Origin of the sequence: Serratia sp. BW106, from assembly GCF_002607755.1 — a bacterium.
GTDB classification, from domain to species: Bacteria; Pseudomonadota; Gammaproteobacteria; order Enterobacterales; family Enterobacteriaceae; genus Serratia; species Serratia proteamaculans.
Genome location: NZ_MCGS01000029.1, coordinates 1 through 21,485, shown reverse-complemented (window position 1 = coordinate 21,485; position 21,485 = coordinate 1). Strand labels below are relative to the sequence as shown.

Annotated in this window: 17 protein-coding genes; 6 read left to right on the top strand and 11 right to left on the bottom strand. The window is 45.1% G+C overall.

What is annotated here, in order from left to right:
* The first annotated feature begins 5 nt into the window (after positions 1-5).
* On the top strand, positions 6-278 hold the full coding sequence (locus tag BEI65_RS18835; protein ID WP_099064614.1) for a hypothetical protein: 273 nt from the start codon (positions 6-8) through the stop codon (positions 276-278).
* 110 nt (positions 279-388) lie between these two features.
* Here the strand turns inward: BEI65_RS18835 and BEI65_RS18830 are convergent, their stop codons facing one another.
* From BEI65_RS18830 to BEI65_RS18805, 6 genes are all read right to left on the bottom strand, one after another.
* On the bottom strand, positions 389-1,321 hold the full coding sequence (locus BEI65_RS18830) for a hypothetical protein (RefSeq protein ID WP_099064613.1): 933 nt from the start codon (positions 1,319-1,321) through the stop codon (positions 389-391).
* Positions 1,322-1,658: 337 nt separating this feature from the next.
* On the bottom strand, positions 1,659-3,200 hold the full coding sequence (locus BEI65_RS18825) for a hypothetical protein (RefSeq protein ID WP_099064612.1): 1,542 nt from the start codon (positions 3,198-3,200) through the stop codon (positions 1,659-1,661).
* A gap of 265 nt (positions 3,201-3,465) precedes the next feature.
* Positions 3,466-3,783 carry a hypothetical protein gene (locus BEI65_RS18820; RefSeq protein ID WP_099064611.1) on the bottom strand — a complete coding sequence of 106 codons (318 nt, stop codon included), beginning with the start codon at positions 3,781-3,783 and terminating at the stop codon, positions 3,466-3,468.
* Positions 3,776-4,408: a nucleotidyltransferase domain-containing protein gene (locus tag BEI65_RS18815; protein WP_099064610.1), complete on the bottom strand. Its 633-nt coding sequence runs from the start codon at positions 4,406-4,408 to the stop codon at positions 3,776-3,778. The genes BEI65_RS18820 and BEI65_RS18815 overlap by 8 nt, the downstream gene beginning before the upstream one ends.
* Before the next feature lie 2 nt (positions 4,409-4,410).
* Positions 4,411-5,220 (bottom strand): pentapeptide repeat-containing protein, encoded by an 810-nt coding sequence (locus BEI65_RS18810; RefSeq protein WP_099064609.1) that lies wholly within the window; start codon positions 5,218-5,220, stop codon positions 4,411-4,413.
* 366 nt (positions 5,221-5,586) lie between these two features.
* On the bottom strand, positions 5,587-6,531 hold the full coding sequence (locus tag BEI65_RS18805) for an ArdC family protein (RefSeq protein ID WP_099064608.1): 945 nt from the start codon (positions 6,529-6,531) through the stop codon (positions 5,587-5,589).
* Between the two features lie 642 nt (positions 6,532-7,173).
* Between BEI65_RS18805 and BEI65_RS18800 the strand changes: the two genes are divergently transcribed.
* Genes BEI65_RS18800 through BEI65_RS18790 form a run of 3 tightly spaced genes read left to right on the top strand, consistent with a single transcriptional unit; the run spans position 7,174 to position 12,998 of the window.
* Positions 7,174-9,483 (top strand): TerB N-terminal domain-containing protein, encoded by a 2,310-nt coding sequence (locus BEI65_RS18800; protein ID WP_099064607.1) that lies wholly within the window; start codon positions 7,174-7,176, stop codon positions 9,481-9,483.
* Between the two features lie 3 nt (positions 9,484-9,486).
* Positions 9,487-10,803, top strand: a complete 1,317-nt coding sequence (locus BEI65_RS18795) for an ATP-binding protein (RefSeq protein WP_099064606.1) — start codon at positions 9,487-9,489, stop codon at positions 10,801-10,803.
* Positions 10,800-12,998 carry a DEAD/DEAH box helicase gene (locus BEI65_RS18790; RefSeq protein WP_099064605.1) on the top strand — a complete coding sequence of 733 codons (2,199 nt, stop codon included), beginning with the start codon at positions 10,800-10,802 and terminating at the stop codon, positions 12,996-12,998. The genes BEI65_RS18795 and BEI65_RS18790 overlap by 4 nt, the downstream gene beginning before the upstream one ends.
* 203 nt (positions 12,999-13,201) lie before the next feature.
* On the opposite strand, the gene BEI65_RS18785 is transcribed toward BEI65_RS18790, so the two are convergent.
* From BEI65_RS18785 to BEI65_RS18765, 5 genes are all read right to left on the bottom strand, one after another.
* The gene (locus BEI65_RS18785; RefSeq protein WP_099064604.1) at positions 13,202-15,124 is read right to left on the bottom strand and encodes a hypothetical protein; all 1,923 of its coding nucleotides are present in this window, start codon (positions 15,122-15,124) and stop codon (positions 13,202-13,204) included.
* Between the two features lie 499 nt (positions 15,125-15,623).
* On the bottom strand, positions 15,624-17,105 hold the full coding sequence (locus BEI65_RS18780) for a ThiF family adenylyltransferase (RefSeq protein ID WP_099064603.1): 1,482 nt from the start codon (positions 17,103-17,105) through the stop codon (positions 15,624-15,626).
* Complete coding sequence (locus tag BEI65_RS18775) at positions 17,102-17,581, bottom strand: Mov34/MPN/PAD-1 family protein (RefSeq protein ID WP_099064602.1); 480 nt, start codon at positions 17,579-17,581, stop codon at positions 17,102-17,104. Before BEI65_RS18775 ends, BEI65_RS18780 begins: the two co-directional genes overlap by 4 nt.
* Positions 17,578-18,057 carry a hypothetical protein gene (locus tag BEI65_RS18770; RefSeq protein WP_099064601.1) on the bottom strand — a complete coding sequence of 160 codons (480 nt, stop codon included), beginning with the start codon at positions 18,055-18,057 and terminating at the stop codon, positions 17,578-17,580. Before BEI65_RS18770 ends, BEI65_RS18775 begins: the two co-directional genes overlap by 4 nt.
* Positions 18,054-18,761, bottom strand: coding sequence for an EsaB/YukD family protein (locus BEI65_RS18765; RefSeq protein WP_099064600.1), 708 nt, complete (start codon positions 18,759-18,761; stop codon positions 18,054-18,056). The genes BEI65_RS18770 and BEI65_RS18765 overlap by 4 nt, the downstream gene beginning before the upstream one ends.
* Positions 18,762-19,270: 509 nt before the next feature.
* Here BEI65_RS18765 and BEI65_RS18760 point away from each other — a divergent pair.
* Both BEI65_RS18760 and BEI65_RS18755 read left to right on the top strand, forming a co-directional pair.
* Positions 19,271-20,185, top strand: coding sequence for a WYL domain-containing protein (locus BEI65_RS18760; RefSeq protein WP_099064615.1), 915 nt, complete (start codon positions 19,271-19,273; stop codon positions 20,183-20,185).
* A gap of 162 nt (positions 20,186-20,347) precedes the next feature.
* A protein-coding gene (locus BEI65_RS18755; RefSeq protein WP_369804770.1) for an IS3 family transposase occupies positions 20,348-21,485 on the top strand; the annotation gives its coding sequence in 2 pieces (ribosomal slippage) (positions 20,348-20,597 and positions 20,597-21,485; 1,139 coding nt annotated over the 2 pieces). This gene is flagged as partial in the annotation.

Genomic DNA, 21,485 nt, shown 5'->3' with positions numbered 1-21,485 from the left:
GATTTATTCAACAAAGCCACGTACTGACCGAAATGAGCGCAAAAGCACTGGTGACATGGATGACGCACTCCGCATTGCAAGACATACCGCGCGAAGTATTACTGGTTCGCGGCAACGACTTTGTGTACGCCCTCCACGCAAATTTTGTGCTGCTACGTGATGTCCTCTCAGAAACACTGGAAGATATTGAGCAGCAGAGCCATGACCTCGAAGAAAGACTGGATAGCCTGGAACAGCGGCTGCAGATGCTGAAGACAGAGACTGATCATTTGTATTAGCTCAGACTTGACCTGGCACAACTACGATACAGGGCCAAACATAATCTGACAGGCAGCTCAGTGCCAAAAGCTGAAGTTGCTAGATTTGTTTATTTCATCAATATGTAACGTCATAACCATCCGACGCTCTTTCGCCACTTATGATTAGTAATTTTATCATTTTCGATTATTTTTTTAGAAATAGAACGAGGTTCCCTTCCAAGGTAATCAGATATTTCTGTTGGTGACAACTCAAAATCTACTAGCATGACTCTTAGTTTTTCCATTTCCTTCAAAGTCCAAGGTTTTCCATAATTTTCATAAAGAGAAACCATATGGTTCCTAGTTGCTCGCTTTCTCAGAGTTTCTTTTTCCCTCTGAAAAATTTCACTTTCAAATTGCGAATGGAATTCTTTGCCAAAGTTTCCATCGATTCTTTTTAAAAATAAATTGTCAAAAATAAGTTTGGATGCCACGTCTACATCAGGAGAATCAATAATAAGATATTTAATCTTTTCTAAATAAGGCTTCTCAATTTTACCCAAAATGCTTAAGTCTTTAGCATTAAAAAAACCTCTTAAATCAAAAGATTTAATGAGCTTTGATTGGATTACACTTTCAATTTTAGTTGCATTTGAATAACAGTAATTGGCCATTGGCAGAGCCCACACTACCAGTTGAGGCATATACTTTTCAAATGCAATATTCTCCCATTTGGCATCAAAAGTCTGTTTTTTTGCTAATATGTTTATAGGTGAATCAAAATGCAGTGTAGTTGAACCCCATATTTCATAATTCTTTGCCAAGGACTGATAGTGTTTTATATGATTTCGAATTTTGTAAGTTGACATAAGACGATATACGTCATCATTGTGACCTGCATTGTAAATTGTTCGATTTCCTCTCAGGTAACCTTCATAATGTTCATTTATCCTTCTCCCTACATTACAACTCACTCCAACATAAACAACACGATTAAAAATCCCTTGATGAACAATAAGATAAACCCCACTACAGCCGGACTTTCTGGCATCTGATATAGAACCTAAAAATCTCCATTCCATTTTAAAATTCCATCTTTGCGTTAAAGTTATTTTTATCATTATTTAACAATGATATCAACTAGTTAAATTAAAGTCTGATGAATTTTATAGTCATGTAAAGTTATATTCACTATTACCAGTGATTGTACAGTGCTGTGTAAGTATCTCGCATAATCGGAACACTCAATTTTGGTATCACCATCGAATGTACTCACAGTAAATAGCGGAAGTTGCCTTTGTTCTTAGATCTGAATACTATATGACTCAAATTTTGGTCTATAGACCAACTGGAAGCAGGTCACCACCTGCCTATGTTGCAGGTGATGAATGAACAGAGTATTAAAAGTTAATTTATTGACTAAGGTATTTTTGAAAGTTCCACTTCAAAAGTCGACGTGTTTATCTTAAGAACATGATCAACACCTTTATAAAGTTTTCGCAATTCATTTAATGCGTTTGCATCAATGGCTGAAAAAGAGTACGGTCGGATAAGATTGTTGAAAATTTCCTCGGAGTAAAAAGACCTCTTTTCTTGATCAAGGGAGTTCATTCTTTTAATGATGACTTCTAGAAGATATGTTTTTTGCTTCCTCTGCAATTTGTGTGAAGTAATAATCAGATACATCATTCCCCCCAAGGTAGTTGAGGCAAAGTACTCTGGAGATTGTTTTTTATCTTCCGTTGTCCAACCATCATAGCTAAGGTGTTCTGTTGCACCTGCCCATATATTACAGTTATAGATTAATTCAAATATCAGATAATCAAATCGTATTGGAAACTCTCTATTTATATCTATACTACCCGACATTTTATGACTCTCAATTATTTCCTTTAGGAAATCACGGTAATACATGAGCCACATATGATGTTTTGAACGTTTGAATATGGCTGTAGATATCATGACATCGAAAAATACCAATCCAACGAAGATAGGGCAGTCCCATCGCTCATTACTACTCGAAAAGTAATTATCCGGTTGATTGTAAAAACTAGAACTTCCTTTCTGTTTTTTTATGTAGCTAACTATATAATCACCCACAGGTTTCCATATCCCTACATCTATCGCCGTACGAATATCATTTAAATAAAAATTGAGCAAGGCATTACTTTCGTCGAGTGCATACTCTCCAGTATAAGAGCGATTCTGATTATCACGTAACTCTCTATAAATATTGCTATTTTGGCTAGATATTAAATACGTAAAGAAGTTTGTATTATATTCATCATTATCCCTAAACCGTAAACAGGTAACTTTCATTGCTACATGAGGGTGAGCATCAATTAAATGATGGGCGAATGGTTTTGATTTAAGAAGTTTAGAAATATTTAATTGAATGACTTCTTGGTTTTTGTCTTTATAAGGAAACGGTTTTGACAGAAATCTTCTGATTTTTTTAAATCGTATTTTTTTGATATTACCCTTGTCTATTATCAAGGGCAGCAATGGAGGATTTAAATAATCATGTACGCGAACATACCATTTTTTATTACTAATAATGTTAAATAGCTGTTCATGGTATTTATCAAAAAGATATCCCAGTTGTTCTACTTTTTTTGCCCGCAAATATTTTTCTGAAACACTGATCCAATATTTAAGATTTGCTTTTGGTATTCTTTTGCCTAGGATCTTAATGCCAAAAAATGCAATCATGATGCAAAGGCAAGTAAAAGATAATGTATCTTCGTTAAAACCCAATATCCAAGGGATTGGTTTTATTGGGATGAAACTTAGTAAGACCTTAGAATATATAACCACCAAGATTATTGATATAGAAAAGATAATAAATAGAATATTGAATTTAGATATTCTTAATTTTAAATCAACTCGCCTCTCATCTGTTAAGAGAGTGTACCAGGCAAGAAGTATGGCAAAGACTGCTAATGAACCATTGGTACCCATTATCACCTCTGAATTAAGTCACATTTAAAGATTCATAAATGTTTAAAACCATATGCTTATTGTAAAAAAGTCACGGCTTTTGCAGCAGAATTATCTGCATCATCCTGCCCTATTAATTTTGGTGCTTCGCTGGAATCTGCAATTTCTGCTCATGGTACGGAGCAGACAAACCAACTTACTGTCAGGTCTGCTTCGAGCTAGAAGCGGAGGTTAGCACTTTTAACCTCGCCAAAACTGACTACACTAGGAATGTGTTATTCAGTTCTCAACTAATTGTCTTTGAAACAACTCTATTCTTCAATTCAATTTCCAATTTAGATAACTGGTCATTTACTTTTTTAGAAAGAGTCTTATAGTCTTCAGTAACCTGCTCTTGGCTCTTGTTTGCTAGGAAAAATAAGGTACCTGACATCGCTTTCAGCAAGAGAATAGCGCGATCTGTATTGCTGAGATCATTGTTATTAGACCATCGGTCTATGGCTTTCTCGGTCAGACTTAATAGCGGTTCACGGAATAATCCTGAACCATTGACTACTTTTAATGCTTCTCTTTGAGCTTTAATTCTATTACTAAACTCACTCATGCTTGCCGCCAATAATTTTTAGTTTTTCTCGCATCCAAAGCTCAATTAAATGTAATTGCGCTTTGACTTTTTTAATGTCATCAGCATTCAGGATTTCACCAGTACCTCTGGTACAAAGCACTCTGGCCCTTTCTAATAATTGATAGGTCAAATCACAAACTGGTATACTATGAATGCCCAAATTACGCGCGGAATTTCGCGAAAAGTCGGACCTTACATCACAATCTAAAGAAAAACATGTCGCAAAATTTCGTATCGATAAAAACACTGAAGATAGATCAAAAATCGCTGTAAGATCAGATGTTTCAATCGAGCTTTTAGCGCTGATAAATATCTCCAGAAACTTTTCACAATCAGCTAAGCCTGAATTATAATTGCTCGGTTTACCTAAGCTCCGTAAATAATCAACGTTATCGAATGAATAAATGAGCTTGGATTCCAAAAAAAGATGCCAAGCGAATGGATTACCTTCTTTCCAGAGTTCATTTATCCGTTCATACGAGTAAATCGAGTAATCTCTCGGATTAAACCTTTCATCCCGACCATTGACAATAGCCAACATGTCAATGTCTGAAAATGAATCAACCTCTCCGCGACATATCGAACCAAAAGCATAGATATGCATAATTATCGCCTATTGAACCTTTTAATTATTATGGACATAAAGAAACCAAACATAATTAATCTTACTAAAACGACCATTGTCAGAAACGATGCTGAATATTGAGGGAGTAATAATGTCCCCAAAAATACCTGTGGGGACATTGCTAACGCGTCAAAATATGAGCTAACTAGTTTTGGATCACCATAGTTAAGGACGTGATGTAAAGCTATTATGCACAGAATAACAATGACAGCTCTGCATAATTTAAAAGCAGACTCTCCGTTTCCCCAGATAAGATCTAATGCCTTAAACTCAAACCATTCGCTAAACATTTTTAAGCGGTCAAATCCTTTATATTTCTTTCGGTAATAAGATTCTTTGGATTTCCATGCTTTATGAAGGTGCTCTCCTGTAGCCTGTAGTTCGATTGCTATGGCTTTATTTGCTGATTTTGAATCACCTATTTGCTGATAATTCAAGCGTAACGAACGCGCAAACTTGAGCTTAAGGTTGTCCAGTCCAGGGCACCCATTTTCGAGAATGTCATTATCAATGTGGGTCTTATCAAAAGTGGCATAGTCAAATTTGCAGCCACTAAAACTTGACCCCATTAAGTTGCAATTTAAAAATCTGCAACCGGTAAAGTCACAGTCCTGAAAACTACAGTTTCTGATGTAAGCAGCATCGAAAATACAGAAGCTGAACTTCACATTTTTGAATTCAATATTTAATGCAACTAATCGTTCAAATAATTTATTAACAAACTTATCCTTGGCTACTACAGAGTCAAATCTTTTGTCTGACAGCTTTTCTCTTCCGCTATCTTTTATCATTTTTTTCTCTATAAGCTAATAGACTAAACTTTATGAATCATAATGCTTTTTTTGGCTGATTTGAAGCCATGCTGACCTACTATAGCAACTTCCGCTTGTGGCACTTAGCTGACCATCAGGATGACCACATCCTGGACCGAGCGTTTTATCTCCAGTTCGGGGCGTGCGTTTTCACCCTTATTTTGCATTAAGCAGCGAGTACCATTCTACATTATTAGTACACAGCGTAGCTTTATTATTCGCTGTAGGGGCATGACTGTTCGGTGCTCGCCCTGGCTGCGCTCCGCCTCACTCATGCCCCTACAGCGATACTTGTTAAGCCTGCCTATACACACAAAGTTGCATTCCTTTGCAGCTTCTTCCCGATCAGATTTTATCCATCAAGTAACGATGCGCTTTGGATGCCGCGCTGGCGGCCTTGAAAATATAGCGTTTGTCGTTCTTCAGTACTTTCAGCCAGGAAGCGATATAGCTTTCATGCTGCACCTCTCCAGCGATTCCCAGATCCGCCATCAGGAACGCGCTTCCCAGTTCGGCGATCAACTCCTCAAACGCATACCCCTCACTGCCAAACTTCCCTTTCATTTCACGGTTCAGTCGACTTTTTGCCCCACTCCAGTGAATCAGCTCATGCAGGCCGGTGGCGTAGAAATTGGCAGCATCGGTAAAAAGACAACGCTCAGGTAAGCGGATTTCGTCGGTTGTCGGTGCAAAAAAGGCGTTTTGTCCCTTCTCAATGATGGTTGCACCGCTGTTTCGGAAAAGCGCTTCCGCACGCGCTACCGGCTCAAAGGTCTCTGCCGGGCAAACTGCTTCGTCCCTCAGGGGCAAACCACCAATTTGCTCAACATTAAACACGGTGAACGTCTTTAGCATCGGGATATAGTCAGTTTCTCCGTCGTCATTTTCCTTTTCCAGCGTGGTATAGAAAATGGCGGTAGTACCGTGCTCTCCTTTGCGTACCTGCCCGCCTTCCGCTTTTGCCTGTTTGTAGGTCATCCAGCGCGAATCACTGAATCCCTGTTTTGAGGCACTGCACCATAGCAACATGATATTCATTCCACTGTAAGCAGCACCAGTCGCGTAGTTTGAAGGTAATCCTGACAGGCCCGGTACGCGCTGCCACGGGCAGGACCACGGCTTAACGCCTGCTTCAAGGGCAGAAATGATGTTGTCAGTAACGGTCTGATAAATATCTGTTTTGATTTTAGAAAATTTCGTTTTTGAGGAGCCGGACGGGTCCAGCGGGGATATGCTGGTCGCCGTTGCGGTGTTAGGGGCGCTAGTCTGGGTATGCAGGGAAATAGTCATGATTTTTTCTCCGTCAGTGGTGTGATTTTCGTCTTCGTATCGCCTGACGGTTCGCTTTCCCTGCATCGTTCTGGCCCGCAAGGGCGCAGCATGCGTGCCATTTACCCTTGCGGGACGGGTTGCGCTGGGAAACGATTAACCGGAAGCTGGTACGGGAACGAAAAACACACGGGAGAAAAAACTGACCCTGCATAGCCGGGCGTAGCGCCACTTGCTTCGCAGTGGTGAAAAGGGTTGAGTGCTGGTGTTTAAAACTTGAATTTAGCTGTGTCAGTTCAGACATGAGTTGGCAGTATTTGAGGTAAGACACTCTCAAGTCTGACATTTTTATTTAGCGAAAGTGGACGTTAGAGAGTACAAGCTAGGCATAAAGCTCCCCCAAGGCTATGTCTGTTGAAGAATAGTGAGCTCTGCCCAAAAAACAGGTAGGTTTTGCCTGTAAGTGCAAAGGTCCTGTTCGATCCGCATCTATTTAGCTAAAAGCTAATGGTTTTATCGATGAAACCCAATGGGCTAAATTTGGTCATGTTTTGGTTTTAACCCTAGCAATATACAAGTATTATTTTAAGATTAATCTACTTCCCCTTCTTTCCCTCGCCATGCTTTCGGCGTATGCGAAAATCATGTTTAAGGTTATTGCCCATGGAGTTATGGATATTTATAGCGGCGATTTACGTAATTTACTTATTGTTTTTCAAGAAGAAAAAGAATAAATCCGCAGGATCTTATGCCTCCAAAACCGTGAAAGCGCCACCTAAAGAATGGCTTGCTGATATCAAGAAAAAAGAGGCTGTTGTGAGAAACGTTGACAGTGAAGATGATGTTCTGGCGAGCTTTACGTTGAGCGGCGATCGGAGTGTCGATTACAGAGCAGCAACGATTCAACGTCGGAGCCCTTCAAAAACGACGGGGACTTTGGCTCGATGGGTGCTACCTGGTGAGGTGACCATTGTAGGTGGTGTGGAGATCACCGGTGGTTACTTCTATTTAGGTCAGCGGATGAAGCCCACCGGGCAGAGCTTCAGCGAGTATTATGATGATGGCACTGAGGCATCATTAATTGATGACACGCTCAACATTTACCCACAACATTATCTTTACGAAGATAGTTCATTGGGATATTGGCCCAGTTATTCCTCGCTTTCACCTGATGCGCGCGGTGCGTATCTCAGTTGGCTGTCCAGCGACAGGCGTGACGCGTCATGCTCAGTAGGTTACGTTTTTATCTATCTGTATGGCCTAGAGAGAAAAGCACTGGTTGACAGCCGGGATGGTAATAAACCTGACGCTGAGTTCCGCAATCTGTTTAATGAAGTCTGCCGGTTAAGATCGGTATTCATTGAGAATCGCTCCTTCCGGAATTACTCGTCCCAGTTACTTGAAGCAATGTCTATTCTGCGCCCGGACATTGGTCTGGTCGCAGATCTTGGCCAGGGTTCGAGTTTCAGCAATCTTATGCTGTTTAAGTTAGCTTTAGCAAAGGCTGTGGACGCTGGAGTTCCTGTATCAGCCGATCTGGCGCTGAGGTGGATAATAAATCATACAGAGTATGCGTTGCGAACTCCCGCCCGCCGCTGCGCGAATGAATTTGCTGCGCTTTTCAAACGGCGCTATACCCTCAAATACGGTGAGGGGATGGTTGTCAAACCTAATAAAACACGACTACGATTGGATTACACACCAGCAAGCCCCAGTCTGCGCGGCTTTCGTCTTCCTGTTCCAGACTTGCCTGATCCTAGTGCATTGAAGGGCCCAGTCCAGAAAATCATGACACTTGCAGAGATCTGTACAGATGAACTGGATGCTTACAGCCGCTACCTTGGCAGAAAAGGTACGTCAGAAAATGACACTGCTGCAATTATGTTGCTGCCTGTGGAAATCATTAACGAAAGCGCTGGAAAAGTTTTAAATACATTCAAACGCTGGGCTGATGAAGTGATCGCGAGTCGCAAGGGGTTAACCACCGCTGCTGACTTCTGGGTACACATGGGAGCCAATTGCCCGGTAAAAATTAATAAAAAAGAGGCCGACCTGATGAAAGCCTTTGCCCTGAAAATGGGCTATTGCCTGGCACCGGATCCGTTTTACCACCATGTGAAAGCAGAAGCTGACGGCGCGCTGGTTTTATTTGCCGCTAGTGAGGGTGCGCGCTTCTCACCATCTCCGGCATTTCTCTCAGCGGTAATGACACTAAGACTTGGGTCAATGGTAGCCTTAACCGACAATAGCCTTGATCAGGCCGAGCAGAAAGTGCTGGAAAATGCGATCGACCATAATTCTGGCTTTAGCGAAAATGAAAAACGCTCCTTACATGCGTATTTGACGTGGCAGCTTCATACCCCGGCCAATATGACGGGAATGAAAAATAGAATAGCGCCGCTGAGTACGATGGAAAAATTAGCAGTAGGTAAGGTTATCGTCGGAGTAGCCTGCTCTGATGGGAGAATTGAGCCTGCCGAAATTAAACAGTTGGAAAAGATTTATTTGAGCCTGGGACTGGATCCATCAACTATTTCCGGCAACATCCATCAGCATTCGACGACAGAGGTAATCCCGCAATCGTCCGCATCAGCAAGTCTTGGGGCCACTGAATTCACGCTGGACGCCAACGTACTGGCCCACCATGAGTCGGCTACAAACGATGTTCGTAAATTACTTAGCGCAATTTTTACCGAGGACGAGCCGGAATTTCGTGAGAGCGCTCCCGTAACCGGGGCGCAAGAGGGTGGCCTTGACAGTGCACATAAACAACTCTACCACAGCCTTCTGGAGAAGGAGCAATGGCCCCGGAAAGAGGCGACAGAACTTTGCGAAAATCTTAATTTGATGCTCAGCGGTGCGCTTGAGGTTATCAATGACTGGTCCTATTCAGTGGTTGATGCACCAGTAATGGACGATGCCGATGATGAGATCTGGGTAGACCTGGAAATTGCCAAAGAACTAGAGGGATAGTTGATGTCTGTGACACGCATAAGAGTTAAAGAACGGGATGCTATTATCCAATCACTGAAGTCTGGTGTAACGCCAAGAATAGGCATTCAGCACATCCAGGTGGGCCGGATGAATGAGATAACGGCCCTCCACAAGGATATTGAGCGGATAGCGGACGGCGGCGCAAGCTTCAGACTTATCATCGGTGAATACGGATCGGGCAAAACGTTCTTTCTGAGCGTGGTACGTTCTATTGCACTTGAAAAAAGGCTGGTAACAGTCAGTGCAGACCTTTCCCCCGACAGGCGCATTCACTCATCGGGAGGTCAGGCGCGCAATCTCTACTCAGAGCTTATGAAAAACATGTCCACCCGCAACAAACCTGATGGTAATGCGTTACTCAGTGTTGTGGAGCGGTTCGTCACGGAGGCGAGGAAGGAGGCTGATGCGGATGGCGCTCCAGTCTCGTCGGTTATTCACCAACGCCTGGCTGCTCTGTCAGACATGGTGGGGGGATATGACTTTGCTAAAGTCATCGATGCCTTCTGGCGCGGACATGAACAGGATAACGAGACGTTAAAATCCAATGCCATTCGCTGGCTGCGGGGCGAATACACCACAAAAACCGATGCCCGCAACGATCTCGACGTCCGGACGATTATCTCAGATGCCTCGTTCTACGATTCACTGAAGCTGGTAAGCCTGTTTGTCCGTCAGGCAGGCTATGCCGGATTACTGGTCAACCTCGACGAGATGGTAAACCTTTATAAGCTGAACAACACTCAGGCGAGGACGGCGAACTATGAACAGATCCTGCGGATCCTGAATGACTGTCTGCAGGGTTCTGCAGAGAATATTGGTTTTGTTCTTGGAGGCACGCCAGAATTCCTGTTTGATCCGCGTAAAGGGCTTTACAGTTATGAGGCGCTGCAATCACGTCTGGCGGAAAATCGGTTCGCTCAGAAGGCAGGTGTGATTGACTACTCGTCACCCACGCTACATCTTGCCAGTCTCACCCCAGAGGAATTGTATATTTTACTGAAAAATCTTCGCCATGTTTATGCAGGCGGAGAGCCCGAGAAGTATCTGGTATCGGATGATGCACTTACCGGTTTTCTGCACCACTGCAGTAAAACCATAGGGGATGCTTACTTCCGTACCCCCCGAAATACCATCAAAGGTTTCCTGGACATGCTGGCCGTGCTGGAACAAAACAGCTCGATAAACTGGCAGACGCTAATCTCGGGTGTGGCAATTGAAGATGACAGGCCCAGCGATATGGATGACGGCATTGCACAGGATGAAGATGATGATGACGGCCTGGCCAACTTCAAATTATGAGCAGCGCTTACGATAGTCTCGATCCACGCGTTCGTAAGTGGGTTTATAAGCAGGGCTGGTCTGCCTTAAGACCCCTGCAAGAGAGCGCCATCCCGGCAGTTTTAGCCCGTGACCGGGACGTGCTAATTAGTGCAAGCACTGCAGCGGGTAAAACCGAGGCTTTCTTTCTGCCTGCCTGTTCAGCAATTGCAGGTATCACTAACGGGTTTGGTATTGTTTATATCAGCCCACTTAAGGCGCTGATTAACGACCAGTACCGTCGTCTTGAGAGCCTGGGCGAGGCGTTGGATATGCCGGTGACACCCTGGCACGGTGATGTACCACAAAGCATAAAGAAGAAAATCCGCACTAACCCGTCTGGCATCTTGCTTACTACACCGGAATCACTTGAGTCTTTGCTCATAAACTCACCGGGCTGGCTCAAACAGGCGTTCTCGCCAGTGGCCTACATTGTTATTGATGAGTTTCACGCTTTTATTGGTTCTGAGCGCGGCATGCAACTACTCTCGCTTCTCAACAGAATTGATCATGTGCTGGGACGTCATGCGAATCCGGTTCCCCGCGTTGCATTGAGTGCTACGTTAGGAGAACTGGATAAGGTGCCTGAACTGTTGCGTCCGGATAAGCGATTGTCCTGCGAAACTGTGGCAGACAATAATAGCTCGTCCACACTGCAGGTGCAGGTCAAAGGCTATCTCGAGCCAGTGACTAAAAAGGGAGAAGAACCTCAACGCTCAGCAGAAGAACAGGTCTGCGCTGACATCTTCAGACTCTGCCGTGGCGATTCCCATTTAGTCTTTGCAAACAGTCGAAAGCGCACTGAAAGCATTGCGGCGATGCTGAGCGACATGTGTGAGGAAAATGTTGTTCCGAATGAATTCTTTCCACATCACGGATCCTTGTCCAGGGAATTACGCGAGACGCTTGAAGCCCGCCTACAGCAGGGGAATTTGCCCACAACAGCAATCTGTACCATGACGCTTGAGCTGGGTATTGATATAGGTAAGGTGCAGTCAGTTATACAGGTCACTCCTCCGCATTCCGTCTCCAGCTTGCGTCAGCGTATGGGCCGGTCAGGGCGACGCGATTCTCCATCGGTTCTGAGAATGCTGATCTCTGAACAAGAACTTACCGCAACCAGCAGCATTGTAGATCACTTGCGGCTGCAGCTTGTCCAGTCGATGGCGATGATCAGATTGATGATCTCTAAGCGATGGTTCGAACCAGCAGATACTCGCCAGATGCACTACTCCACACTGCTGCACCAGATTCTTGCGATCACCGCACAATGGGGCGGAGTTCGAGCCGATCAACTTTGGACGCAATTATGTCAGACCGGTCCGTTCCGAAACATTGACGTAAATGATTTCAAAAGTCTGCTTAAGTATATGGGGGCAAACAGCCTCCTCACACAACTTGCTAGCGGAGAAATGGTTATCGGGGCTGAGGGGGAAAAACTAACTAACCATTATACGTTTTACGCTGTGTTCAATACTCCAGAAGAATTCCGCATTGTCACAGGAAACCGAACCCTTGGCACAGTGCCTGTGGACTCCCCTCTTCTGCCTGACCAGCATATAATCTTCGGTGGACGACGCTGGAAAGTGACACAGATCGAGGTGGAGAAAAAAGTTATCTATGTTGAGGCGACCAAAGGAGGACAGCCGCCACAGTTTAGTGGTGGGGGTATGTCTGTACATGATGTTGTTCGCCAGGAGATGCTCGCTATCTACAAGGAAAATGATTACCGCATAGCCATAGGTAGCAAGAGAGTCGATTATGCAGATGCCACCGCCAGAAGTCTCTTTGCAGAAGGCTGTAACAACTTTAAGCGTTACAATCTGCAAAACTCCCATTTTATTTCCGACGGCCAGCGTAGTTACGTTCTCCCCTGGATGGGGGATAAAGTCGTTAATACGATAACGGCCTTGCTCATGCGTAGCAGCTTCAAAGCCAGTTCATTTGCCGGTGTTATAGAGATAGAGCACGCAAGTTTATCATCGGTCCAACATGCGCTAAAAGAAATGCAGTTGTCGGGCTTACCTTCAGCGTCTGAGCTCGCTGCAGATGTTCCAGAAAAATATCTGGATAAATATGACGATTACTTGCCGGAGTCCCTACTTACGAAAGGATATGGGGCAAAGGCGTATGACATAGAAGGCACGCAGATCTGGCTACAGAACAATATGCTGTAACCTATTCTCGTAATAAGGGTATAAATAAATTATTTATACCCTTATTACCTGTGGATTTACTAGATTTCAGCTCCGGAGCGTTACAGGGGTACTTAAAAAGTACTTTCCTCAGAATGGCATCATTTTTCTTATTTGCTAAAAGGATACTTGGTGCCGTTTTAGCTGACCGATTACTATAAAAACGCATTTGGCAGACCTAGACCCTAGGGTACGGGAACTATGGTGACAATACCGTCAAGAATGGTTAACTCAGCAATTTTCCATTCGTAGCATGATGACTCTAGCTCCACCGGACAGCGCAACTGCGTCAGACTATTATCAGTGACGATGGTGCAATGCATTGCCTGAGGCGTCATTTGTCCAGACTTTGAGTAATTGGTCGCTAATAGCTCATACCGGCTGAAATGCCAAGAGCTAATGTCTATGCGCTCTTTCCCAGGACCATGCCGCACATCTTCGTCAAGGAGGGCAAAGGGAGGCATTTCAAGTGCGCCTTTATTGCAAAAGTCGACGGAATATATTACTTGTCCATCTGGACCGATCGCTCGTAGCACGAGATCCATATCTTCTAGGCTGTCATCCCACTCAAGCTGAACATAACCTACGCAAGTATGTGTAAGTGCAGACTCGGTCTTGCTGGCTACTGGTTTGGGCGCCAAAGAAATGGGTTCTGGTGGGGGCAAACCAGGGAAAATGGCATCCCGGATAGCATTGCTCAAAGCCTGCGTTGCGGCATCTTGCAGTGGCGTTGCGCTCCCGATGAACTGGGCACGGGATTGAAGTTCGGTGGGTAGCACAGCGTTCAGCAACTGCTCATCTGCTGGCCCATGATTAACAACGTGAACAACAGCGTTGGGGCAACTACGAGCGTAGTCGGCAGCCGCTTGCGTGAAATTCGAAGTGTTGGCGTTAAGGTAATGTTTGCACTCAAGCACATAGGTCGTTTGCATATTTGCCGATTTCGAGATATCAGCCTGCAACACACGAAAGTCGGGCTGTATACCTTTCTTACGCTTGCGGCTTCGCCCAACCAATGCAGAACGCAACTCTGCCCATACGTCGAACTGCTTGTTGCCCCAATTAAATGTTGCCAAACGGCTGCCGCCAAACTCAAAGGAAAGCACTCCATCAACAGGATGAAAACGCATATCAGGGGCAATCCGTTCAACTACTGCGAGCATCCGCGTGCCCGCCCAGACAGAATAGAGCTCATGGCGGCGACGCCAAGCTGGCAGATTCAGCACATCAAGCAGATCCCGAATAGTATGATCCACCCAAATATCCGCCCACTCAATTTCACTTAGAGCTTCGGTCAGCGTCTCTAATGCCACTTCGGGATCCAGCTTCCCAGAAACTACCTGACTTGATATATTCTGCGCCCCAGATAATACGCCTACATCCCAATTATCGAACGCAGCAAACAACTGACCTCTCAACACATCTGCCTCTGAGTCAATATTGTTCATAGTTAAGGCTACATCGCGAACTTGTTTACGAGTATCACCATGAAGGCGCCAAAGCTCTATGAAGTCGGAAACTAGCCGGGAGATACGTGCTAGTTGGACGTCAATCCCTTTGTACATAGTCGGGGTTATCGCAATAACAGGAGGAAAGTCTGCGGGGGGATTATTTCTGGGGTAATCTGCAAGAAAGCTGGTCAGAACTCCTGAAATCGACCACATCAGATTACTGTTGGGCAGTTTCGGCCGCTTCTCCAGCACGAGTTGCGTGCGATGTACCACTTCCCGAAACTGCTCAAGCGTGGCCTTGATCGGGTCAGTCACATTGTCGAACTTAAATTCGACAGTCAACTGGTGCGATGTCTGTTTCGCCTCGGCTATGATCAAGACATCCAAGATATCCTTTATCATTTGGGCGAATCCAACTTGGCTTTTCAGCAACTCGATCAGCAACTGCTCAGTACTTATTGTGGGGTGGGACGAGGCAGCGTCTGAAATCAGCCAAGTATCCAATGACGTGACAGTTTCCGGCACTGCCAATGACTGCCTCAATAATTCTTCGACATCAGCATCTCTGCCGAGGCGCCCCCCCTTTAGTCGAAGTTCCAGCCCGGCACTTGAGCACAGGCTGCGCCATAGGTCCAGAGGCGAATCAATGGTTGTCATCCAAACACTCCATTAGTAATACATTGTTCAGATTGTGTCTCCCAAAGTATATTGACACAATCTATCAGCGCCTGTCACTTCCCATTCGATTATCAAAAAACTCCCCGAACCGGCGTGATTAAAGGGTTTGGGGGTGATTGACCTAATTCCGGTAACGTCACTTTTACCGTTATCAGCAGAGTTCTTTTGCTGGAGCGGGAGATGGGGGAGTTTGCGGACCGTTGACGTTATAGGAGGTCATTGTCAATCAGGTTTCATTATATCAAATTTACCGAGTTCTACGGTTTATAAAAATATCAATTCAAGTGAACACATACCGACTTTGATAAACTGTAATAAGCAGTTAATAAAATTTCAACAAGCTCATACAGCTATTATCCTCTTCCCTTTAGTCTATTCCATAATCTCCATATTTCGTTTCGGATTCCCATGAGATTTCTACTATTATCATGTAAATCATACATGCACATAAAAGTTATAATAGTTTTCAAAACAATCTTCATTCACACTTTGAGTGTTCAGCTGCTGCCAGAACACTCATCATGCTACAACAGACGCACTGAGGATTGGAGTGTTGGGGACTATACATATACGAAGTTGGTCGTTTAAAAATATGTTGTTTCCAGTCACAACTCGAGTTGGTATCGCAGAAACAATCCTTCAATAACATAACAAATCCTGCAATCCCGGCAAACAATGATGCAAAGGCGAAGGGAACATCAACAACCTCAGAATTGTCTGGCATTTGAATACTTCCGGTAGCACACAGTGCAGGCAAGACAGAGCGAAGTGGTTGTCCAACAAATTGATCGGGTACTACACCCCGGTTTCCGGCAACTGTATTTGCTTCTTGCAGCGTTAACCCTCGACCACTATCAAGTAGGATACGAACCAGATCTGGACGAATTCCCGTCTGTTGGCAAATCTCAGCAACTTCATCAAGAGCGGTAGTAGTCTTCTCTAAGTAGCCACATGCTAAGCATGCTCGTCCATCCCCTGGCTCATACTTTCCTGCACCTACGCGAACTCCCTCAGTCCACATATTCACCGCACGTTCAGGGAGTTTTAACGAAGCTTGACGACGGGCCTCTGCTGAATCAAGCCCAGTAATAACCCGATGTAGCCGATTATTATACCCCTGCTCTGCACAGTAACTATTGAGGTCTACTGGATGAGATCCCACCAACAGGTGGGGATGAGCGGCATCAAGCCTTTCTTTAACAGAAGTAACTTTAGCCATTCCCGGGTTTTCTGGCCGCATAAATGCGTAACGCTGACCATTCGAATGGCCATAATTATCTTGATCGACTAGATGAAGCGTTCCTGTAACCGTCCTAGGCCAATGTTCGAGTAACCAAACCAGTCCATGAGTGACCGCACCAACACCAAAAACATGTGTTTCTTTAAGGTTTAGAGATCCAACCTCAAGACTTTTGGCATCAAATAAATCTCGAATATCGACCTTACAGATGCCAAGTGGTGGGGAATCCATGCCCGCCAACTCTTCTTCAAATACATGATGAAATACTTGAGCAGCAGCCATTGCTGCAGCGAATGCTGGTCCTACCGGATTAGAACTATCACCACATATAGCTTCCGATCCAAGCTGAACTTCCCAGTCATTGGCACCCACATGAACTACGTAGCCAGTTTCATAATCAATTGTTTTGCCGACGAAAACCGTACAATCGTAGGGTGGATTCCAACCAATACTCAGCCCATCAGCCGGGGCGCCACCAGATTTCGCAGCATTTACTGCTGTATCCAGTTGCAGTTCAGCACCAGAACCGGAAAAATCAATATTGGGCCATAGACGTCCCAGAACATCCGCTAGAACTTCTGCCAATAATTTTGCGGATTTTGGCAACTCATCAGATGGTGTTACTACAGCAATACGGGTCGAGCCTAGCCGACCTGCAAGTGCTAAATCACCGAACAGCGCCTTAAGTGCTTGGGCATTCTTATCAGTAGCAGTACTCATGACAGCACCAACCTTTCTGTTATCTCGTCAGATGACCACAGTCGCCAATCGTCGTCTTCTCGCTCATAAACATTTACGCCTTTAAACAAATTGAGGCCGTACTGACAGTAATGCGGGACGATAATACTCAACGCACCAACATGTCGAACAACTTCCCACTCTCTATCCAGTTTAGACATTCGGACATCGGCTCCTGGATGAGTATGCAGCTGAATTACGCTTCGTTCTTTTTTTTGAAAATTATCTAGCTGAATCCGTTGAAGTTCTTGACCCGAAATATGAACCCACACCCCATGTTCAGACACACCAGGGCTTTGGTGAGGCACAATACATCGAGTGATTTCAGCTACATTAACCTGTTCAGTTTCTTGGCGAGAGGCCGCCCAGATGGCAAAAACTTCATGCTGACCACAAAGAAAAGCCTTTTGAGTTTCAGCAATAATCCGCTGCGATATTTTCCACTGATTATATTTCATGACTTCGTGACTCCTTGGCTATTGAGATCCTTGGTAAGCTGTATTACTAATTGCAATATGCTATAGCGAGTATCACCACGTATTGAAGCCCATGAAACGTCTTGATGACCAGCGTGGTTGTGGTACTCCCTCCACCCTTTAAAACAAAACCAGCAGTTGGGTTTACCATCCTGATTAACATTATGGAATCCATTTCCCAATGGCACTTTCTGAGAACCCGACAATAATGAATTACCTTCTTGATCGGTCCACCATCCACCTACGGGGCGGTAAGGATAATCTGCCCCGTCAACACGAAGCCGAATACTGGTCTCATAAAGAGACCAGTCCAGTTCAATGTCGAGATATGGAAATGAAAAGGCCAGAAACCTGACCCCAAACATTTCGTATCTCTCTGGTGCAATAAGTAGCGGCCGGATTGCGTTCTCAAAGCAAGCCTCTGCTAGTTTGGGATGTACGATGGCCGCTGTTTTCATCCTCCCCCCCCATTCTTTTTCGTAATAGACAGAACGTGTCCATCACGTACCCCTACTTCTTCAAGAGTCTGATTGGGGTCCAAAGCTCCTGTCCCAATATTGCCATCAGCCATGTCAAATTCATCAATCTTAGGCTGATCCGAATGCGGTAAGCATTGACGAATAGCATCACGAACCGTTATCTTTGCCGGGAAACGGTACTGCCGATCTTCACCATCAAGGATCACTATAACCTCGTAAAACTCGTCTTCCTCTTCACGAGGCACGGTGAAGAAACGATCATGTTTTTGAAGGATAATCCTATCATCATCTTCAATGATTTCATCAGCAAGGCCGTCCAGATCCGCCCATAGATCGACATCATTATTGCTTCCTGCTAACGTCTTCAACTCAGCACCAGTCAGTTTGGCATAGCGTAACTGCTGGTTTTCAACATCATTAAGCACAAACGTCAGAGAATTACGGATGCGGGGGTTTTCCGGGACTGCCGGCTGACCATCACCGATGCTGAACTGCTCCCCACCCCGAACGAAGATCACATCCCTTGCAGATAGTGGAATATCAACGTCGCCGTCCACTTCGAACAATAGCTGCTCACTAGGACCAAGTTTCGCTAAGTTGATAAGATCCTGGCAGCGTATAGCACCAGGTGTGATGGACCTAGCCTCTCGGTCAATAGATATAGATACTTTATGTGCAGGCATAGCTGCTCCTTTCGTTAATCGGAATCGTTTTTCAACCGCACCAATAATGGTACAGAAGCTAAAAATTCACTCAAAAGACTTGACTAACGGGCGCAGCATAACGACACTCACAATCGCCAAATCGAGCTTGGCGTTATGCTGAGTTCACCCGAGGGCAGGCCTTGAGCTTGCCCTCTACTTCTCTGATTTAGTCATCGCGCCTCTTTTTGCAGACTCCTTGTGGAAACAGGACTTGCTGCTATCGATTATTTAACTTCAATTAAACTCGACTTCGTTTGGTCTTAGCCTCTATGAGTCCTAGATTTTTACTTCACAATCTAGGGTCCCTAGGGGGATTAAAGTGAGTTGTTTTTAAAAAAACAAAAACAGTTTCCTTACTTACGAGTTAGTCTGTTATTGAAAAAAATCACCTTTACCAACTCACAATAACGACAATACATAATCACAATGATGATGTCAACAGGCCATTATGGTTTGACAAGTGGTAATTTTGCACTAATATGGTAATCATGAAAACAAACTCAACTGGCCATATCGATTCCCCACTTTCCGCCCTCTCGCGAACTCAGCTTGAGCGCCTCTCTTATGTTGAATTCCGTCTTTATTTTTTAGGTACAATAAGACGTCAAGATTTAATGGAGAGATTTGGGATAGCCCCAGCCGCAGCCACAAGGGATCTCAGCGAATACAAGAGATTAGCTCCCGCTAACATCGCTTTCGATAACCTTTCGAAAATATATGTCATTACGAAAGAGTTTGTTCCATTATTCGAACATATTCCCGATCGTGTACTAACTGCATTGACTCAAGGGTTTGGGGACGGCATCAATCCTGTTCAAGGGTCACTGGTGACAAGCGAGGTACCTCCGGTTTTAAACCGGCTAGACCTAGCGATATTGGCACCCATTTCGAGGGCTATCTACTCAAAAAAAGTTGTCCAAATCAGCTACTTCTCAGGCACAAGTGGTGCATCGCAGCGTGAAATAGTTCCATTCGCTTTGGCCTCTGATGGTTTGCGTTGGCATACACGAGCATTTGATCGGAAAAAAAATGAATTCCGTGACTTCGTTCTTAGTCGTATGAACGAGACTGTACTTATAGAAGAAAGCAATCCCTTGAAACATGAATTGTATGACCAAGACATACAGTGGAACCGGATCCTTGAATTAGATCTAGTGCCACACCCCGGGAGAAAATCACCTGAATTAGTTAAACGTGACTACAACATGGTTGATGGTGTTTTTCGATTAAAAGTTCGCGCAGCAATGGCTGGGTACGTCTTGCGTCAATGGCATGTGGATTGTTCACCTGACCATAGCATAAAAGATGAAGCTTTCCGTTTGTGGCTGGATGATCCTCTTGCCCTCTATGGTGTTGGTAGTGCGATATTTGCCCCCGGCTATGTTTCCCCTAAATCCAGTTAACTGGATTCTAAATAGGCCATCACGAAATCTATTACGTTTCAGATAATTCGATGGGTTACTCAGCGATATGAGGCAGGATATATAGCTGAGTTGACCTGCTCCCAGTTGATTAGTACACCCCGATGTTAGTAATGTCTTCATAAGCCACATGAGGACATCCCCATGAAGAAGCGTTTTTCCGACCAACAGATCATCAGTATTCTCCGCGAGGCTGAAGCCGGGGTATCCGCCCGTGAACTCTGCCGCAAGCACGCCATTTCCGATGCCACGTTTTACACCTGGCGTAAGAAGTATGGCGGTATGGAGGTGCCTGAGGTTAAGCGCCTGAAGTCGCTTGAGGAAGAGAACGCCAGACTCAAGAAGCTGCTTGCCGAAGCCATGCTGGATAAAGAGGCGCTTCAGGTGGCTCTTGGGCGAAAGTACTGACGACAGACCAGAAGCGGGAAGCCGTGATGTTGATATGTGATGCGACCGGTCTGTCGCAACGTCGTGCCTGCAGGCTCACGGGTTTATCCCTGTCGACCTGCCGCTATGAGGCTCAGCGCCCGGCTGCAGATGCGCATTTATCGGGGCGCATCACTGAGCTGGCACTGGAGCGCAGGCGTTTTGGCTACCGTCGCATCTGGCAGTTGCTGCGCCGTGAAGGGCTGCATGTTAATCATAAGCGCGTGTACAGGCTTTATCACCTCAGTGGCCTGGGCGTAAAACGCAGAAGACGTCGTAAAGGGCTGGCAACAGAACGTCTGCCGCTGCTCCGTCCGGCGGCGCCCAATCTGACCTGGTCGATGGATTTCGTCATGGACGCATTGGCCACCGGTCGCAGGATCAAGTGCCTTACCTGCGTAGACGACTTCACGAAGGAATGCCTGACGGTCACTGTTGCCTTTGGGATTTCAGGCGTGCAGGTCACGCGTATTCTGGACAGCATTGCGCTGTTTCGCGGCTATCCGGCGACGATAAGAACGGATCAGGGCCCGGAATTTACCTGCCGCGCACTCGATCAATGGGCCTTTGAGCATGGCGTGGAGCTGCGACTTATCCAGCCCGGCAAGCCGACACAGAACGGATTTATTGAGAGTTTTAACGGACGCTTTCGCGATGAATGCCTGAATGAACACTGGTTCAGTGACGTCAGTCATGCCAGGAAAACCATCAGTGAATGGCGTCAGGATTATAATGAGTGCCGCCCGCACTCCGCGCTGAATTATCAGACGCCGTCTGAATTTGCGGCGGCCTGGAGAAAGGGTAATTCTGATAGTGAAGGATCCGACATTACTAAGTGGTTTGGCCCCTATATTTC

What these genes read in the sequence shown, in the direction of transcription:
- BEI65_RS18820 (WP_099064611.1), bottom strand. Translation starts at nt 3,783, where the DNA reads ATGAGTGAGTTTAGTAATAGAATTAAAGCTCAAAGAGAAGCATTAAAA.
- BEI65_RS18815 (WP_099064610.1), bottom strand. Translation starts at nt 4,408, where the DNA reads ATGCATATCTATGCTTTTGGTTCGATATGTCGCGGAGAGGTTGATTCA.
- BEI65_RS18795 (WP_099064606.1), top strand. Translation starts at nt 9,487, where the DNA reads ATGTCTGTGACACGCATAAGAGTTAAAGAACGGGATGCTATTATCCAA.
- BEI65_RS18825 (WP_099064612.1), bottom strand. Translation starts at nt 3,200, where the DNA reads ATGGGTACCAATGGTTCATTAGCAGTCTTTGCCATACTTCTTGCCTGG.
- BEI65_RS18770 (WP_099064601.1), bottom strand. Translation starts at nt 18,057, where the DNA reads ATGAAAACAGCGGCCATCGTACATCCCAAACTAGCAGAGGCTTGCTTT.
- BEI65_RS18810 (WP_099064609.1), bottom strand. Translation starts at nt 5,220, where the DNA reads ATGATAAAAGATAGCGGAAGAGAAAAGCTGTCAGACAAAAGATTTGAC.
- BEI65_RS18790 (WP_099064605.1), top strand. Translation starts at nt 10,800, where the DNA reads ATGAGCAGCGCTTACGATAGTCTCGATCCACGCGTTCGTAAGTGGGTT.
- BEI65_RS18765 (WP_099064600.1), bottom strand. Translation starts at nt 18,761, where the DNA reads ATGCCTGCACATAAAGTATCTATATCTATTGACCGAGAGGCTAGGTCC.
- BEI65_RS18805 (WP_099064608.1), bottom strand. Translation starts at nt 6,531, where the DNA reads ATGACTATTTCCCTGCATACCCAGACTAGCGCCCCTAACACCGCAACG.
- BEI65_RS18775 (WP_099064602.1), bottom strand. Translation starts at nt 17,581, where the DNA reads ATGAAATATAATCAGTGGAAAATATCGCAGCGGATTATTGCTGAAACT.
- BEI65_RS18800 (WP_099064607.1), top strand. Translation starts at nt 7,174, where the DNA reads ATGGAGTTATGGATATTTATAGCGGCGATTTACGTAATTTACTTATTG.
- BEI65_RS18785 (WP_099064604.1), bottom strand. Translation starts at nt 15,124, where the DNA reads ATGACAACCATTGATTCGCCTCTGGACCTATGGCGCAGCCTGTGCTCA.
- BEI65_RS18780 (WP_099064603.1), bottom strand. Translation starts at nt 17,105, where the DNA reads ATGAGTACTGCTACTGATAAGAATGCCCAAGCACTTAAGGCGCTGTTC.
- BEI65_RS18830 (WP_099064613.1), bottom strand. Translation starts at nt 1,321, where the DNA reads ATGGAATGGAGATTTTTAGGTTCTATATCAGATGCCAGAAAGTCCGGC.
- BEI65_RS18760 (WP_099064615.1), top strand. Translation starts at nt 19,271, where the DNA reads ATGAAAACAAACTCAACTGGCCATATCGATTCCCCACTTTCCGCCCTC.